We start from the raw sequence: 16,575 nt of genomic DNA, 5'->3' as shown, positions 1-16,575 counted from the left end.
CAGGCGCCGTTTTCATCGGCCTGTCCATTAGAAGATCGAGACTCCGAGGATGACTAAGACGCCGACGGTGAGAATGAATGCGTAGGTGTTCACCGTACCGGTCTGGAGCATGCTGGCTACGAAGCCTGTGCCCCGGGCGGTCCACCCGACCCCGTTGACGATGCCGTCGATAATCCCAGCATCGATGACCCTCCAGCAGAACCGCGACATGCGGATGATCGGCTGAACGATGAACCGGTCGTAGAACTCGTCCACGTAGTACTTGTTGAGCAGAACCTTCGAGAAGCCGGCCGGCTCCGGTGAGTCCTTGGCCGGCACAACCTTCTGTCCGCCCACGAACCGCACAGACGCGAACACGACTGTCATGGCGAGCACGGTCGAGATGATGGCCCACATGACTTCGCCACCACCAAACGGTGCCGAATGGGACAGCTCGCCTAGGTTGGCCTCTTGGATATGCATAGCCTGAGCGGTGATCGGCTCAAGCCAGTGGTGCAGCCACTCGCTCGTGAGCGGCCCGAGGCCTAAGAAGGACTCCCGAATCGCAGGTGGAACGTTGATCCAACCACCCACCAGCGACAGCACCGCGAGAATCGCCAGCGGCACCCACATAACGACCGGGGCTTCGTGGAGGTTCTTGACCTCTTCCTCTCCCGTGCGATTCGTACCGTGGAACGTCATGACCATCATGCGCGTCATGTAGAACGCGGTGAGCATGGCTGCGGCTAAGGCGATGATCCAGTAGACCGTATAGAGCGCCGGGTAGGGAGCATTGGCAGCTCCGCCGAAGGCCCCGATCTGCCAGATGATCTCATCTTTCGAGAAGAAGCCAGCGAAAGGCCAGATCCCCGCGATCGCGAGCGTGGCGACCCACATCGTGATCCACGTGATGGGCATATGCTTTTTCAAGCCGCCCATGTTCCGCATGTCCTGCGCGTCCTCATGATTGTGCGTGGTGTGATACGCCTTGTGCATCGAGTGAATCACTGCCCCGGCACCCATGAAGAGCAGAGCCTTAAAGAAGGCGTGCGTCATCAAGTGGAAGACACCAGCGGCGTAAGCACCGACCCCGACCCCGACGAACATGTAGCCGAGCTGGGAGATTGTGGAGTAGGCAAGGACCTTCTTGATGTCGTTCTGCTTGAGCGCAATCGTCGCGGCAAAGAGCGCGGTGAGCACACCCACACCTGCCACGGTCGCGCTCGCAACGGGTGACAAGGCGAAGTAGACCGAGGACCGAGCAACCAAATACACACCCGCCGTGACCATCGTCGCAGCATGGATGAGCGCAGAAACAGGCGTCGGGCCCGCCATCGCGTCCGGAAGCCAGACGTAGAGCGGCATCTGCGCGCTCTTCCCTGCGGCACCGAGGAAGAAGAACAGCGTGATCGCTGTCACCAGTCCGCCGCCGTACACCAGCGTCTCGGCATCGTGGAAGAGCGGTACGAAGTCGAGCGTTCCGAACGTCTTGTAGAGCAGGAACATCGCGACCAGGAAGCCGACATCACCGATACGGTTGACGATGAAGGCCTTCTTACCCGCGTCCGACTTCTCTCGATCGGCGAACCAGAATCCGATCAACAGATACGAACAGAGCCCCACGCCTTCCCAGCCGACGAACATCAGCGGGTAGCTCGCGCCCATGACTAGGGTGAGCATGAAGAAGACGAACAAGTTCAGATAAGCGAAGTAACGCGGATACCCAGCGTCTTCCTTCATATAGCCGACGCTGAACACGTGGATCAAGAAGCCGACCCCCGTCACGACCATCATCATGATCATGGAGAGCTGGTCGAGCTGGATCGCGGCATCCACAGCAAACGTGCCCGTGGACATCCAGGTCCAGTAGCTGATGACCACCGGCTCCTCGAGGTGCGCCCCAAGCATGCGGATGAAGTTCACCAGCGTGAGGATGAACGCGAGAAGCATGACCCCCGGGCCGATGAGGCTCGGGAGCGTGTGCGTCGCGGGGCGTCCACCTTCGTCGAGGTCGAGCTCTGCCCCTGCGCGCACTGCGACGGCCGAAGCCATTCCGTGACGGATGGCCAGGAGGCCATTCAGCACGAAGCCGAGAAGCGGGAGAAGGATGATCATCCCAGGGAAGAACGGCTCGAAGTGAGCCGCACCTTCCGCGGCGGGCGCGCCGCCCTGGCCGAGAAGCGCTGCTAAGGAAGCGTACATGTCGCTACCACCTCAGCAGTTTGAAATTGTCTACGTTCACCGTCTCGTAATGCCTGAAGATCGAGATAATGATGGCCAACCCGACGGCCGCCTCAGCGGCCGCGACCGTCATCACAAAGAAGACGAAGAGTTGGCCTTCTATACCGTGGAGTCTCGAGAACGCCACGAAGGCCAGGTTCACTGCGTTGAGCTGGAGCTCGATGCACAGGAACATGATGATCGCGTTGCGGCGGATGAGCACACCGGCGGTACCGATCATGAACAGGATCGCGCTGAGCACCAGCGCTTGCGCGATCATGCCGGACTCCTCTTGGCCAGAACGAGCGCGCCGACGATCGCCACGAGGAGCAGGATTCCCGTGATCTCGAATGCGACCACATAAGTCGTGTAGAGCGGCTCAGCGATCGCGCCAACGACACCGAATTCCGCGAGCGCAGCATCGATGGACGCGCCCCCGGTGGTGATCGCGTCCGGGAGTGCAGCCCCGCGAAATTGACGCTGAAGCACACCCGCCATCGCGCCCACCGTGGCGAACGAGATGATCGAGAAGACGCCGCCTTTGAGATCCCTCTCGTAGTCGTGCCCCAAGTTCAGGAGCATGATGACGAAGAGGAAGAGCACCATGATCGCGCCTGCGTAGACGATGATCTGGATCGCAGCGAGGAAATGCGCCTCAAGGAGAACGAACGTCCCGGCCATACTGGCCAGTGTCGTCACCATGAAGAGGAGCGAACCCACCGGGCTCTTCGCCAAGACGACGCCCAAGGCGCCGCCGACCGCGACGAACCCAAAGACGTAGAAGAGGATGTCGACCACTATTCGCTCCTCGGATCGGACGGATCCCACAAGAGAGTGGTCGGATGGTCTTGCTCCATTAACCGGTCCAGGTCGTACACGAACCGGTCTCTAGTGTATTCGGCGTTTTCGAAGTGCCGGCCTACGTGGATCGCTTCCACAGGACATACCTCTTGGCACATCCCGCAAAAAATGCAGCGGAACTCGTCGATCTCATAGACGATCGGGTAACGATTCCCTTGGTCGTCCTCTCCACCGACAAGTTTGATGCAATTTGCGGGGCAGACCGTGGGGCACAGCCCGCACGCCACACACTTCGGACGACCGTCTGCATGGACCTCCATGCGATGTGTGCCGCGCCACCGAGGGCTCAGATCAGTCTCCTCCTCGGGGTACTGCTGCGTGACACTCGTCGGACTGATCATGTGCTTGAATGTCAGCGCCATGCCGCTCAATGCGGCGCGGAGGTAGGAGGTAGTCTCCGGCTCCGGTCGGTGCATGACTTTTACTGAAATCGCCATCCGTTAATCCCCCGCCGGAGCGGGCTGAGAAATGGTCTTGATCTCGACTTTTTGTGCATGGAGGGCAGCGGCACCGGTGATGATCCGGCCGCGGTCCAGGTAGAACACGAATCCGATCGTACAGGCCAAACTGACCGCTGTCAGAGCAAGGCCGTATACGAAGCCAAATGCCATCCCGATCTCATCGAGCGTGAGGATCGTTCCTGCCATCAGCATGACGTAGGCAAGTGAAGTCGGCAGCATCACCTTCCACCCGAGTGCCATAACCTGGTCGTAGCGGAAGCGTGGGAGCGTCCAGCGGATCCAGATATAGAGGACTAGGAAGAACCCGGTCTTCACGGCGAACGCAGCGAGGGTGAGTAACGTCTTCCAAATAGCCGGAGTGGCGAGGATTGTGCTCCCGTCGGCAGCGAAGCCACTGATGAGCTGTCCTTGGTGCCAGAACATGTTGTCCCCGGTCCAGAACGGGATGTCCCACCCGCCCAAGAAGAGCGTCGCCATGAGCGCAGAGGCAGTCACCATGTGCCCGAACTCCGAGATCATAAAAGCGGAGAACTTCATGGCCGAGTACTCGGTGTGGTAACCCGTCACCAACTCCGATTCTGCTTCAGGCATATCGAACGGAAGGCGGTTCGTCTCGGCGAACGCGGAAATCACGAAGAGTAGAAAGGCGAGCGACAGCGGGAACGCATACCACATTCCTAGTTGCTGCTGCTGCCAGATGATCTCGGTGAGCGTCACGTTCCCCGAGAGCATCAAGACCGTGATCAACGACAGACCGAGGGCAACCTCGTAACTCACCATCTGAGCAGAGGCACGCAGCCCACCCAGGAAGGCGTATTTGTTGTTCGAGGCCCAACCTCCCAGAACCACGCCGTACACGGCAAGAGAGCTGAAAGCGAGGATGTAGAGAATACCGATCGGCACATCGGCAACGATCATGTCGACCACGCCCACGGGCGTCGGGAGCGGCGCCGCGATCGGGATCACCGCAAACGTCACCAGCGAAGGAAAGAGCACCAAGATCGGCGCGAGCACAAAGAACGCCCTCGACGCCGTGGCCGGCAGCGTCTCTTCCTTCAAGAAGTTTTTGATACCGTCCGCAATCGGCTGAAGCAGCCCGAACGGTCCGACACGGTTGGGACCATTACGGTCCTGGATCCAGGCTGACACCTTTCGCTCTGCGAGCGTCGTGTAGGCAACGACCAGCATCAAGACCGTGAAGATGCCGGTGGTCTTGGCTGTCATAGCGAGAAGCGCCCACGGTATCGCCACAAAGCCGAGGTCGAGTTCGCCGTGGATGGGCACAAAATCCATGGTCAGTCTCCCGCCAACGAAACGGTCTCGTTCACAACAGCTCCGCGTGTTCCGAGGTCATCGTAGGACATACCACCGAACGCTTGGACTGAGCCGGCAAGCTGGGCAAACGCGTCTGCCGCACTGCGAGCCCCCTCTCCTTCCGTCATTTCAGCGACCATCGCGCCGAGGACGAACCAGGCGGGGCGGGCCATGCCGGGTGCCTCCACGCCTGGCCAGAAACGCTGGACCCGGCCGTCGAGGTTCGTAAACGTGCCTTCCTGCTCCGCGAATGTCGTCACCGGGAGAACATAGTGAGCATTCCCGGTCGCCTCGCTCATGTGAGTCCCCACGTAGACGTAGAGGGCGGCATCACTGCCGAACGACTCGTCCTGGTCAGCGAGCGCGTCACCCAAGACCAAGATGACGCCACTGTGGCCAGCGATCTCGTCCAGGCCACCGTTCGCGTCATCACCACCGACACGCGTCGCTCCCACGAGGTCCGCGCCATGGACGTTGGCGGCCAGATCCTTCCTTCGTGCGAGCGTCGGGAAGCCCTTCAGAACGACCTCTGATTCGGCCCTGGCCGAACGGTACACGGTGTCCCCACCGCCTAATGCTTCGACCAGTCCTGTAAAGGCACCAAGGTCTTCGTTCGAGGCGAGGGGGGATGCAACAGCCATTATCTTCGCGCCATCGAGGGCACCCGCGGCAGCGAGCAACCCGGTGAGCGCATCCTTCCATCCCACTGCCTTTGCGGTGCCCGAGTCCCGCACCAACGGTGCCTCGATCCGGTCACCTTTGTTGATCCACTCGTAGTTGTGCCGGCCTTCGTCGCACATCCACCAGCCGTTCACATCCAGATTCTCACGCGGCTTCAAGCGCTGCACGAGGTTGTCACGAGTGTGCAGATCGATGTTGCACCCCTGGGAGCAACTCGTGCACACAGAAGGCGTGTGATCCAAGTCCCACGCTCGTGCCTTATGCAGGAAGTCCTTCGAAACGAGCGCACCAACGGGACAGATGTCGACGATGTTCCCGGCCCAGTTCGTGCCTTCGAGACCCTCTTCGAAGAAGGTGTCGATGACCGAACGGTTCCCTCGTTCGACAACCGTCAGCCGGTGATCCTGCTCGACTTCGCTCATGAAGCGGACACACCGCGTGCACATCACGCAGCGGTCTCCGTAGAAGAGCACGTCGCCGCCGAAATCGTCGCGGCCGAAGATTCGCTTTGGCTCACGGGAGCGTCCATGCTCACGGCCCTCCTCATGCACGTAGTCCTGGAGATTACACTCACCGGACATGTCGCAGATTGGACAATCCAGCGGGTGATTCACCAAGTAGAACTCGAGCACGCCCTGCCGATCGGATTTGGCTTGCTCGGATTCCGTATGCACGACCTGTCCGTCCGTGACGGTGGTTACGCAGCCAGGCATCGGCTTGGGCGCACCCTCCACCTCGACCAGGCAAAGACGGCACATCGCCGGAGACGACATGCCGGGATGGTAGCAGTAGTGAGGGACTTCCCGCCCAATCGTCTTGGCAGCCTCGAGAATCGTGGTCCCCCTCGGGACCGTGACCTCGTGACCGTCTATGGTCAGGGTGACAGTTGCAGACATCAGGCCGCCCCCACTCGTTCGCCACGCCGAATGCGCGCGAGGTATTCATCTCGGAATTTTTCGATCGAAGATTGGACCGGAGCGGCCACGGAGTCCGACAGCACACAGATCGTCGTACCGACCATCTTCTGCGTCACGTCCATGAGCATGTCGAGGTCCTCCTCGGTTCCCTTACCGTTCTCGATCCGTCGCATGATCTTCGCCGTCCACGCTGAGCCCTCTCGGCAAGGCGTGCACTGCCCGCACGACTCATGTGCGTAGAAGTCGACCATGCGGCGCACCTGCTTCACGATGTCGGCAGTCTCGTCCATGACGATGACTGAGGCGCAACCGAGCATGGTGCCCACCTCGACACAGCCCTCGTAGTCGAGCGTACACCGAGAGACCTCCTCCGCGTTGATGAGCGGGACGGATGAGCCTCCGGGGATCACCGCCTTGAGCGCGTTTCCGTCACGCATCCCGCCACACACGTCATCGATCAATTCCTGAAGCGGGAAACCGAGTGGCAGCTCGTAGTTCCCCGGCTTGTTCACATGTCCACTGACGCAGAAAAGCTTCGTGCCCGGGCTCTTCTCCGTGCCGTACTGCCTATACCACTCGCCACCATTGGTGACGATGTGGGGAATGGCGCACAGCGTTTCGACGTTGTTGATGGTCGAAGGCATACCGAAAGCGCCAACGGCTGCGGGAAACGGAGGCTTGACCCTCGGCTCCCCGCGCTTGCCCTCGAGCGAGTTCATCAGACCGGTTTCTTCACCACAGATATACGCGCCTGCTCCGGCGTGCACAGTGACTTCAATCGTGTGGCCCGTGCCTAGGATGTTCTCCCCCACGTAGCCCTTGGCGTAGGCGTCTTCCAACGCGCGGGCCAAGACCTGCGTCGTCTCAAAAAACTCACCACGGCAGTATATATAGACGTGCTGGGCGCGAATCGCGTGCGCCCCGATCAGGCACCCTTCGATCAACTGATGCGGGTCCCAGCGGATGAGCTCGCGGTCCTTGAAGGTGCCTGGCTCGGACTCGTCCGCGTTGCACAGCAAGTAGTGCGGCCGACTCGAGTCTTTCGGCATGAAGGACCACTTCAGGCCAGTCGGAAATCCTGCCCCTCCACGCCCTCTGAGTCCTGAGTCCTTCACGATGTCCACCACCTCGTCGGCACCCATGCCTAGTGCCTTCTCCAGCCCCTTGTAGCCGCCTCGCTCCACGTAGGTGTCGAGATGGCGCTGCTTCGGGTCACCGAAGTATGTGCTGAGGATACGGACTTCTTTATCCGACACGTAGGGATAAGCCATTAGCTGTCCCCCTCGGACTTCAAGTGCTCGAGAATCTTAGGCACCTCGGTAGGTGTCACATTTTCGAAGTAACGAGAGTTGATCTGCACGCAGGTCGGGAATCCGCACCCCGCGAGACACTCGGCCTCGATTATCGTGAAACCTCCGTCCTCCGACGTCTCACCGAGTTCCGTGTCCGTGTATTTAAGAAACGCATCCAGAACTTCGTCGGCGCCGCACAGGTTGCACGAGATGTTCGTGCAGACCTGCACCAAGTGCCGACCCACGGGGCGCTTGTTGTACATGGTGTAGAACGTCGTCACGCCACGGACGTAAGCCGGAGACAGCTCAAGCAACTCGGCCACCCGATCCATCGACTCCGGGCTCACATATCCACGAAGCTCCTGAGCCAAGGACAGCGTCGGGAGCAAGGCTGCCTGTTTGTCCGGGTACCGCGTCAGAATCTTCTCGAAGCGCTCCTGGTATTCACCTTCGAAAAGCGTCGCTTCCGGATTCTTTTCCGCGAGCATGTAAGGCATCGTGGCCGACCCTGAAGCGTGGCCACCGTGTGCTGGGCGATCTCCGACGAAGTCGTCGCCCCGGACCTCCTCTTCCGAGAGATCAAACTCTCCCGTGTTACCGGCCCAACCGAGGTTTTTGAATGGTACGTCACTCATCGGTCGATCTCCCCGAGAACGATGTCCAGGCTGGCGTTGATCATGATCAGGTCCGACACCAAGTGGCCCTCGGCGAGTTTCGGGATCACCGACAGGTTGACGAACGACGGCGGGCGCACACGCCAGCGGATCGGCTTCGTGCTCCCCTCTTCAGCGACGAGGTACATGCCGAGTTCGCCCTTGGACGCCTCGATGCCCAGGTAGCAGTCACCCTCAGGAGCGGGAATGCCATCGGTGATGAGCTTGAAGTGGTGGATCATGCTCTCCATATCCGACATTGCGTCGGTCTTGGAGGGCAGTGAGATATTCGGGTCTTCAACGTTGATCGGCCCACCAGGGAGACGATCGATCGCCTGGCGGAGAAGCGAGACACTCTGTTTCATCTCTTCCATACGGCACAGATAGCGATCGTAACAGTCGCCATGTTCACCGACCGGGACCTCAAAGTCGTACGTCTCGTAGTCGTAATACGGACGGTCCTTGCGGAGGTCATAGTCGACGCCGGAAGCCCGCAGGTTCGGGCCGGTAAATCCGTAGTTAATCGCGTCGGCAGCACTGATCGCGCCAATGCCCTGCGTCCGGCCGATGTGGATCAGGTTCCCCGTCAGGAGGTGATGCACTTCGGCCAGCGTGTCGGGGAAGGTGTCCAGGAAGTGCTTCAGTTGATCGATCCAGCCTTCCGGCAGGTCGGCCATCATACCGCCAACGCGTGTCGCGGACGTCGTGATGCGCGCACCCGTGAGCGACTCATGCATCTTGTAGATGCGCTCACGTTCCTGGAACGAGTATAGGAAGGGGGTGAAGGCACCCACGTCGATCGCCGTCGTCCCGAGCCAGAGGAGGTGGCCGAAGATTCGGTCCAACTCCATGAGGATTACGCGGACCACCTTGCAGCGCTCCGTGACCTCGATGCCCATCAGCTTTTCGACCGACATGACGTACGCGCAGTTGTAGATCAACGGCGCCAGGTAGTCCATGCGGTCGGTCAGCGGAACGATCTGATTCCAAGTCCGGTACTCGCCGAGCTTCTCGAAAGACGAGTGCAGGTAGCCAATATGTGGCACGACCTTCTTGACGGTCTCACCATCGAGCTCACAAACAAGCCGGAGCACGCCGTGTGTCGCGGGGTGCTGCGGCCCGATGTTGATGAGCATGTGCTCGGTGCCGATGTCCGGCTCCGGGATGTCAAACGGTGCGATCGGCGAAGGGACGGGCAACCCATCTGCACCCATCTCCTGGCGACCCACATTGATCTCGAGCGTCTTCTGCGACATCAGAGATCACCTCCGGCGTCTTCAAACGGTCTGATTTCGGCGGTTGGGGCTTCCTGGGGGACGAGTCCAGTGTCCAGGTCCTCGGCCAGATAGTAGCGCTCCACTTCCTGGTTGAGCGCGCGGCGGGTTTGCTCCGCGCGGGAGAAGCGACCCCGAAGAGGGAAGTCCTTCCGAAGCGGGTGCCCTTCAGCGTAGTCGTCCGGCATCAAGATCCGGCGAAGGTCCGGGTGGCCCTTGAACGTGACCCCGAAGAGATCGTACACCTCCCGCTCGAGCCAATTCGCGCTCTTCCACAGGTCGCAGACCGAATCGATCTCTAGAGCATCGAGCGGAAGCTCGCATCGGAGCCGGAGTATGTGCTTGTGCGTTGTCGAGTACATCTGGTAGACCACCTCAACCGGCCGTCCACTGCCGTAATCAAGGCCCGTGACGTCAGACATCATGTCATAGAGCTGGTCCGGATCGTCTCGGAGCCAGGTCAGCATCTCATGCGACCGCGCCGCGTCGATCCATACCACATGCTGGTCTCCAGCGTTCACACGATGCCGCATGACTGCATCGCTGAACTGAGCCATGAGTCCTTGGACAGACGCGTGATCCGCAGGGTCACCTGCGGTACCGCCTCCGGTAGGCGTCGCGGCATCGGAGGCAGTTGGGCCCTCGTCGATCGCGTCGAGCCCACTCTTCTTTTCGTCAGTCATCTAAGAGAGCAGGTCGTCTGAGGGGGATTCCGCGCGCACCGCCACGCCACCGGTGAGTTGCTCCTGCTGGGTAGAATTTCCGAAAGGGCCGGTCAGGCCTACGACCTCGAGATCACTCGCACGCGGCAGCGCAACCAGGGCTGGATCCTCTGCCCTGTGCTCGAAGTGTTTGGTCAACGACTCCTGACGGATCTTCTCTTGGATCATCATGAGGCCATAGATGAGGCCTTCTGGGCGCGGTGGGCACCCAGGGATGTAGACATCCACCGGAATTATGGTGTCGATCCCCTGCACCATCGAGTACACGTCGAAGACGCCACCCGAACTCGCGCACGCTCCCATGGAAATGCACCACTTGGGCTGGGGCATCTGATCCCAGATACGCCGCAGCACCGGAGCCAGCTTGTACGGCACACGTCCAGCGCAGATCAACACATCCGCCTGACGCGGGCTGAACGACATGCGTTCCATGCCGAAGCGGGCGAGATCGTAGTTCGACGCGGCAGACGCCATCATCTCAATAGCGCAACATGCGGTGCCGAAGGGCATGGGCCAAAGAGAGTTCCTCCGGCCCCAGTTGATGATCCAATCGACCTTACTGGTCAGGAAGGTCGGGCTCCCGGCGCCAAAGATGCCACCGGAGGTAGCCGAGGGACCGCTGCCCGGCAGTACGTCTTTTAGTCCCATTCGAGACCTCCCTTCTTCCATTCATATAAAAGACCCACGGCCAGAACTACGACGAAGATGCTCATCGCAAGGAACGGCCCCCACCCCAATTCGCGCATTCGGACCGCCCATGGGATCAGAAAAATCGTCTCCAAATCGAAGACGATAAAGCTGATCGCTACCATGTAGAACTTCACAGAGAAGCGGGCCCGCGTACTCCCAAGAGGGATCATGCCGGACTCATAAGGCATGAGCTTCTGAGGCGTATCGCGGCGCGGGTTGAGAATGTGACTCGAGACGACCATCCCAATGGCATTGAGGATGGAAACGCCGAAGAGTAAAAGCAGGGGGAGATAGGCTCCCGACATGGCGCCGCGGGGTTTGTGAAATAGTTCACTAACGGACGCGAAAAGGTACCCAGCGCGCCGCTCAAGTGTCAACCAGACGAATCCCAGTTTTTCATTATTTTTCACTGGTTTGCACGACCTCGGGCGACCCATCTATCTTGGGCGCCTCATTACGCCTAGATAGCACTAGGATCGGCTCATTCGGCCGACCCCTGAACCCCCAAGCGAAGCAGAGATCTCGATGTCCGTCATGAGCGACAAGTGGATCCGTAAAATGTGTGAAGAGCACAGGATGATCGAACCCTTCGAGACCGGTCAAGTTCGGGATGGAAAGATCTCGTACGGCGTGTCTTCGTACGGGTACGACATCCGAGTCTCACCCGAGTTCAAGGTCTTCACGAACGTCCACAACTCCTTGGTCGATCCAAAGAACTTCGATGACCGCTCGTTCGTCGACATCGTAGGACCGGAATGCATCATTCCCCCGAACTCCTTCGCGCTCGCAAGAACCGAGGAGTACTTCCGCATCCCGCGCAACGTGCTCGTCATTTGCGTAGGAAAATCGACGTATGCTCGCTGTGGCTTGATTGTGAACGTGACGCCGCTCGAGCCGACGTGGGAGGGATATCTTACGCTCGAGATTTCGAACACGACTCCCTTGCCGGCGAAGGTCTACGGTGGTGAAGGCATCGCACAGCTCATCTTCTTCGAGGGCAACGAGGAGCCGGAAACGGCATATGCGGACCGCCAAGGCAAGTACATGAATCAGGTCGGCGTCACGCTACCAAAGATGTAATCGGGGCATACGACAAGACATTGACCTGACCGCACGCCCGGGAAATGGACTTCACCGGGCGTGCGCTGAAGGGCATGGTCTACGTAGGCATGGAGGGCGTCGAGAACGACGCCAACCTGTCCGAGTGAATTGATACAGCAGGGAACTTCGCGGGCGATCTTCCCCGGAAGTAGAACAGGACCCTAGCTGATCGACAGCAACTCAATACGGAACACCATGACGGCCCCCGCAGGGACGGGACCCTGGCCTGCGTCACCATATCCGAGCGCCGGCGGGATCACAATCAGACGAACCCCTCCGACACGCATTCCCAAGACACCTTCGTCGAAGCCGGCCACTACCTGGCCCACACCGAGCGTAAACTGGAACTGGCCCTGGTCGAATGACGACCCGTTAGAGAGGAAGCCGGCGTATGAGACCGTGGCCTTCTCACCAGCGGTAATCGCGTCCCCGATACCCTCTATTACCTGAGCGATGTACAGACCGCTCGCGGTCTTGGTCATCGATGCGAGGTCGATCTCCAACGATGCCGCGAATTCGGTGTCCTCAATAACTTCCACAGAGACTCCATCATCGCCGCACGCTCCGAGAAGGAGTGTGGCAGCGAGAATCCCGCCGAAGCGGGCTGAATTGAATCGATTAGACAGCATGAGAATGGATCGCCCTGGAATATAGGAACAACGGTTCGTCGTGACAGCAGCCAAATACGCCCTAGAGAGTGAGAGGTTTCCTAGTTCACATCTACAAGCTGCACCTCGAAGACGAGCGTCGCCCCCGGCGGAACATCACCTCTGCGCCGTGAGCCATACGCTAGGCCCGGGCGGACGACGAGTTTGCGCCGACCTCCGATCCTCATTCCGGCGATCCCTTCGTTCCAACCACGGATGACCTCTCCTTCCCCCAACCGGAAATGGAACGGGTCTCCCTGGAGTGCGCCATCGAACACGGTGCCGTCCGGCAGCCAACCCACATAATAGATCCAGACCCGGCTCGTCTGATTGGCCCGAGCGCCGGTGCCCGGAGAAAGTTCTTTGATATACAAGCCGGACGAGGTCTTCTCGAACTCGGCCAGATCAATGTCTAACTCGGGGGCAAAGGTCAGCATGGCCGGATCTGCGGGCGGCAACGGGCCCCGCGGCGCGCCACCACAGCTCATGAGCGTCAGGAGTGCTGTAAGGGCCACGGCATTAGAAAGCTTCATAGTCCGCATCGTTCTTGGTTTCTGGGGACTCCTGACTCTACCCATACGGCACCGGCCGGGCTACAGGCTCCGGGAAAGGCGTGCGAAGATTGGGCGCGCCCGGTTTGTAGTAGGCGCAAGGCCACATGTGGCAGCGGTGCGCAGTGACCCCGGGGTGCGCTCACGACTTTGATTGACGATCCCTCAACCCGACCGAACGGAGTCTTTGATGCACGCGGCCTACCTAATGCGCACTTACTCCGTTATGAGATCACCTTCGGCTTCTTCTGCCGATCCTTCAGATGTTGCTCCATCTCGAGTCGGGGCACGCCGTTCACCCACCAGTCAGGGGCGGGCATATCGCGCAGGTAGTGGTCGAAAAACTCCATCATCCGCACGGTGTAGTCGCGCTGATTGACGGGGTTGCGGAGTCCATGGTTCTCCCCGACGTACTGCAGTAACACGACGTCCTTGTCCTGCTCCCGCAGCGAATTGTAGAAGGTGATGCCCTGGTTGAAGTCCACGGCCCCGTCCTTCTCATTGTGCAGCAGTACCAAGGGCGTGGTGACGTTCTTCACGTGGAAGGCCGGGGAGTTACGGAGGTAGGCCTCGTGGTTGTCCAGATAGCTGCCCCTGAACCTGCCTTGGCTGGATTCGAAGATCCCCGCGTTCGAGTTCCCCGAGTTCCAGTAGACGGAGTTGTACATGCTCACCATGTCGGTGAGCGCGGCCCCAGCGATCGCGCTCGCGAAGATGTCGGTCTGCGTAACCAGTTGGGCCGTCTGGTAGCCGCCCCACGAGTGACCGTGCAGCCCGACCCTGTCGGCGTCCACGATGCCCGTTTCCACCGCAGCCTGTACGGCCGGCACAACGGCCCAAACGGCGGACATCCCCGGATCGTTGATCTTGTACACGATGTCGGGGGTGAGCACTGCGTACCCCCTGCTGGTGTAGACGCTGATGTTGAAGGCACGCGTCTCGTTGGGCACTACGTACCGGTTCATGTTCTGCGACAGCTTTTCGTAGATGTACACCATCGTCGGGTACTTCTCCCCTTCCTGGTACCCGGCCGGCAGGTAAAGCGCGGCCTGTAGGGAGTCGCCCATGTCAGTGACGAAATCCACCAGACGCGTCCCGGCAGACCACGCGTAATCAGTCTGTTGGGGGTTGGCGTTCGTCAGACGTACGGGATCATCGAACGAGTCTTCGGCCGCCCATACGTCAGGAAACTCCGTGAAGCTCTCCCGAGTGTAAACGAAAGTCTCGGTATTCTCGGCTCTGCGAACGGTGTGTTGAACGTCATCCCAGAGCAGCGTCTCGACCTCTCTCCCGTTCGAAGTCAGCTTGGCCAGGCCGGTCTCCTTCGTTCGCTCGCCGTACATCTCCAGGTACACGGGCTCGGAAAGATCAATGCCGTCCTGGTCGGGATCGTAGCGCAGCGGCCTGCGGTAGCGGATACCCTCCTCGCGGCCTGTCTTGGTCAGGTTGCTGTAGTCGTCGCCGTCCGCGTCGACCTTCCACACATCCCACGCATCGGTGAGGAGTACGCTCTCCGAGTCAGACGCCCAGCCCACTGGGCCGATGGGCGGGTCCTCGACATTGTGGTCGTCCGCGACGTTGATGAAGCTCACCGGAACCGAAGCTGAGATGTTCGTGTGAGAGCCGTTTTCGAAGTCGTAGACATGGTAGTCACCCTCGTCGTAGTACAGCACATTTGTGCCGTCCGGAGAGAGAGAGAGACCCCAACGGAAGGCCGGGATAATGCTATGCGCCTCGCCACTTTTCACATCGATGGCATACACGTCCTGCCGCCGACCCCCGTCGATCCCGTCCCGGAGTTGGTACGAGGTATCGTCATAGCCGACGGCGTACCGCTGGTTAGCGGCAAGCGTCACGTTGCGCATAGTCTCCGTGGCCAGTCGCACGAAGCGACCATCGGACACGTGATAAGCCGCGAGAAAATTGAAGCGCTCGTCTGCCCGTTCCTGCACTTGCTGGCGCGACTGTAGCTGAGAATCGTCTCCATGCCAGAGAACCAGGCTGGGCAAGTCGTCCTCATCCAGGTCCGGCGCTGGCTGCTGCATCGCCCCCGGCGTACCCGCCACGGGTTTTACGTCGGGACGTTCGCCCTCGTTCGGGCTGTCGTCGTGCTCCACGATTCCGAAGAAGAGAGCGGAGCGGTCATCGGACCACTGGGGTGATCGTTCGGGCGTGATTCGCATGCCTTCCGGGAAATCACCCAACTCCGCGGCGTCCACGACAGTGGCCGTCACGTCACCCTCGAATCGTGTGAACCCCACAGCCACGTAGGTGGTGTCGTCTGCCTCACTGATGTGGCCGCGCAGCACGGAGAGAGCCGGCTGTTGACCGTCCTCAGCCGCCCACGACAGCTGGGAATAAAGCGCGCGTTCACTATCGATGCGCTTGCTTGCGTTCGTGCGAAGGTCCAGGACCGTGATTCCGTTCACCACCCGGTCCGGTGCTTGTGTGGCATACGCCAGCAACTCCCCACTTTCGTTGATGTCGTAGTCGCTGACACTCCCAATCGGAGACGGCACGCCGGTCTCTAGATCCAGCAGCAGGAGGCCCGAGCCGGTATCCTTGGGTGCCTCGTCCGCGGCGACCCTGCGCATCACCAGCCACCTGGGGGCGTCGCTCGCGAACTCGAATCCGCTTACACCCTCGTACTTGTCCTCTTCCCACGTATCCAGATTCACGATGGTGACGCTGTTGTGGAGCGTCTCCTTCGCCTCATTGGCGTCGTCTGCCTCCTGTTTCGTGGGAAACGTCGTGAAGGCCAGCCAGTGTCCGTCCGCCGAAAGCTGGATCGGTCCGGTGGTCGCAAACGCGAACGTGCCACCGCCGCCACTCGGTTCGCCAATGGGAAAGCGGTGCTCAGCACCACCATTCGTGCGCCGCACGACCACCTCCGCATCCCCCTCGGCCGGCGTGACTTGATAGGCGAACCATCGCCCGTCCGGTGTGAACTGACCCGAGCGAATACTCTTCCAGTGGTTGAGGTCGGTGGGGTCCAGCGATGCCATCCCGGAGGTGTTCTGAGCCGCCACCGGCAGGGCTGCCAATGAAAGGGCGAGCGCTATTGTGGTGACCGCCGTAGCGTGAATAGCGCGGGGCATCGACGTCCGTCCGCAGAGAGGTGACGGGTGACGGAAAGTCATGGTTTCAAACCTCGGATTTGGTCATTGGACTGCGCTCACGATAGGGCGCGCAGTCTGCAACGTAGCTTGCTT

The 16,575-nt window shown here is 60.2% G+C and carries 15 protein-coding genes and 1 pseudogene; 1 reads left to right on the top strand and 15 read right to left on the bottom strand.

Annotation, left to right across the window (positions count from 1 at the left end; all coding sequences use genetic code 11):
* Positions 1-27: 27 nt before the first annotated feature.
* The 12 genes and pseudogenes from nuoL to ndhC form a co-directional block, all read right to left on the bottom strand.
* Positions 28-2,181, bottom strand: a complete 2,154-nt coding sequence (gene nuoL / locus P8L30_00410; GenBank protein MDG2238666.1) for an NADH-quinone oxidoreductase subunit L — start codon at positions 2,179-2,181, stop codon at positions 28-30.
* A 4-nt stretch (positions 2,182-2,185) separates the two neighbouring features.
* Positions 2,186-2,479, bottom strand: coding sequence for an NADH-quinone oxidoreductase subunit NuoK (gene nuoK / locus P8L30_00405; protein MDG2238665.1), 294 nt, complete (start codon positions 2,477-2,479; stop codon positions 2,186-2,188).
* The gene (locus P8L30_00400; protein MDG2238664.1) at positions 2,476-2,997 is read right to left on the bottom strand and encodes an NADH-quinone oxidoreductase subunit J; all 522 of its coding nucleotides are present in this window, start codon (positions 2,995-2,997) and stop codon (positions 2,476-2,478) included. Before P8L30_00400 ends, nuoK begins: the two co-directional genes overlap by 4 nt.
* On the bottom strand, positions 2,997-3,497 hold the full coding sequence (locus P8L30_00395) for an NADH-quinone oxidoreductase subunit I (protein MDG2238663.1): 501 nt from the start codon (positions 3,495-3,497) through the stop codon (positions 2,997-2,999). The genes P8L30_00400 and P8L30_00395 overlap by 1 nt, the downstream gene beginning before the upstream one ends.
* A gap of 3 nt (positions 3,498-3,500) precedes the next feature.
* The gene (gene nuoH / locus P8L30_00390) at positions 3,501-4,814 is read right to left on the bottom strand and encodes an NADH-quinone oxidoreductase subunit NuoH (protein MDG2238662.1); all 1,314 of its coding nucleotides are present in this window, start codon (positions 4,812-4,814) and stop codon (positions 3,501-3,503) included.
* 2 nt (positions 4,815-4,816) lie between these two features.
* A complete protein-coding gene (locus tag P8L30_00385) occupies positions 4,817-6,412 on the bottom strand; it encodes a 2Fe-2S iron-sulfur cluster-binding protein (protein MDG2238661.1) in 1,596 nt (531 codons plus the stop codon).
* A complete protein-coding gene (nuoF, locus tag P8L30_00380; protein MDG2238660.1) occupies positions 6,412-7,704 on the bottom strand; it encodes an NADH-quinone oxidoreductase subunit NuoF in 1,293 nt (430 codons plus the stop codon). The genes P8L30_00385 and nuoF overlap by 1 nt, the downstream gene beginning before the upstream one ends.
* The gene (locus P8L30_00375; GenBank protein ID MDG2238659.1) at positions 7,704-8,360 is read right to left on the bottom strand and encodes an NAD(P)H-dependent oxidoreductase subunit E; all 657 of its coding nucleotides are present in this window, start codon (positions 8,358-8,360) and stop codon (positions 7,704-7,706) included. Before P8L30_00375 ends, nuoF begins: the two co-directional genes overlap by 1 nt.
* Positions 8,357-9,634: an NADH dehydrogenase (quinone) subunit D gene (nuoD, locus tag P8L30_00370; GenBank protein MDG2238658.1), complete on the bottom strand. Its 1,278-nt coding sequence runs from the start codon at positions 9,632-9,634 to the stop codon at positions 8,357-8,359. Before nuoD ends, P8L30_00375 begins: the two co-directional genes overlap by 4 nt.
* On the bottom strand, positions 9,634-10,335 hold the full coding sequence (locus tag P8L30_00365) for an NADH-quinone oxidoreductase subunit C (GenBank protein ID MDG2238657.1): 702 nt from the start codon (positions 10,333-10,335) through the stop codon (positions 9,634-9,636). Before P8L30_00365 ends, nuoD begins: the two co-directional genes overlap by 1 nt.
* A gap of 183 nt (positions 10,336-10,518) precedes the next feature.
* A pseudogene (locus tag P8L30_00360) lies at positions 10,519-10,968 on the bottom strand (NADH-quinone oxidoreductase subunit B).
* Between the two features lie 44 nt (positions 10,969-11,012).
* Positions 11,013-11,369: an NADH-quinone oxidoreductase subunit A gene (gene ndhC / locus P8L30_00355; protein ID MDG2238656.1), complete on the bottom strand. Its 357-nt coding sequence runs from the start codon at positions 11,367-11,369 to the stop codon at positions 11,013-11,015.
* 229 nt (positions 11,370-11,598) lie between these two features.
* Here ndhC and dcd point away from each other — a divergent pair, with 229 nt between their 5' ends.
* Entirely contained in the window at positions 11,599-12,144 is a 546-nt protein-coding gene (gene dcd, locus P8L30_00350; protein MDG2238655.1) for a dCTP deaminase, read from the top strand.
* Between the two features lie 182 nt (positions 12,145-12,326).
* Here the strand turns inward: dcd and P8L30_00345 are convergent, their stop codons facing one another.
* From P8L30_00345 to P8L30_00335, 3 genes are all read right to left on the bottom strand, one after another.
* Positions 12,327-12,794: an FKBP-type peptidyl-prolyl cis-trans isomerase gene (locus tag P8L30_00345; protein ID MDG2238654.1), complete on the bottom strand. Its 468-nt coding sequence runs from the start codon at positions 12,792-12,794 to the stop codon at positions 12,327-12,329.
* Positions 12,795-12,874: 80 nt separating this feature from the next.
* The gene (locus tag P8L30_00340) at positions 12,875-13,345 is read right to left on the bottom strand and encodes an FKBP-type peptidyl-prolyl cis-trans isomerase (protein MDG2238653.1); all 471 of its coding nucleotides are present in this window, start codon (positions 13,343-13,345) and stop codon (positions 12,875-12,877) included.
* Positions 13,346-13,587: 242 nt separating this feature from the next.
* Positions 13,588-16,461, bottom strand: a complete 2,874-nt coding sequence (locus P8L30_00335) for a prolyl oligopeptidase family serine peptidase (GenBank protein ID MDG2238652.1) — start codon at positions 16,459-16,461, stop codon at positions 13,588-13,590.
* Positions 16,462-16,575: the final 114 nt, after the last annotated feature.

The sequence above is a fragment of the Longimicrobiales bacterium genome, assembly GCA_029245345.1.
Taxonomy (GTDB): domain Bacteria; phylum Gemmatimonadota; class Gemmatimonadetes; order Longimicrobiales; family Gaopeijiaceae; genus CALFPJ01.
This window is presented reverse-complemented; position numbering and strand designations above follow the sequence as displayed.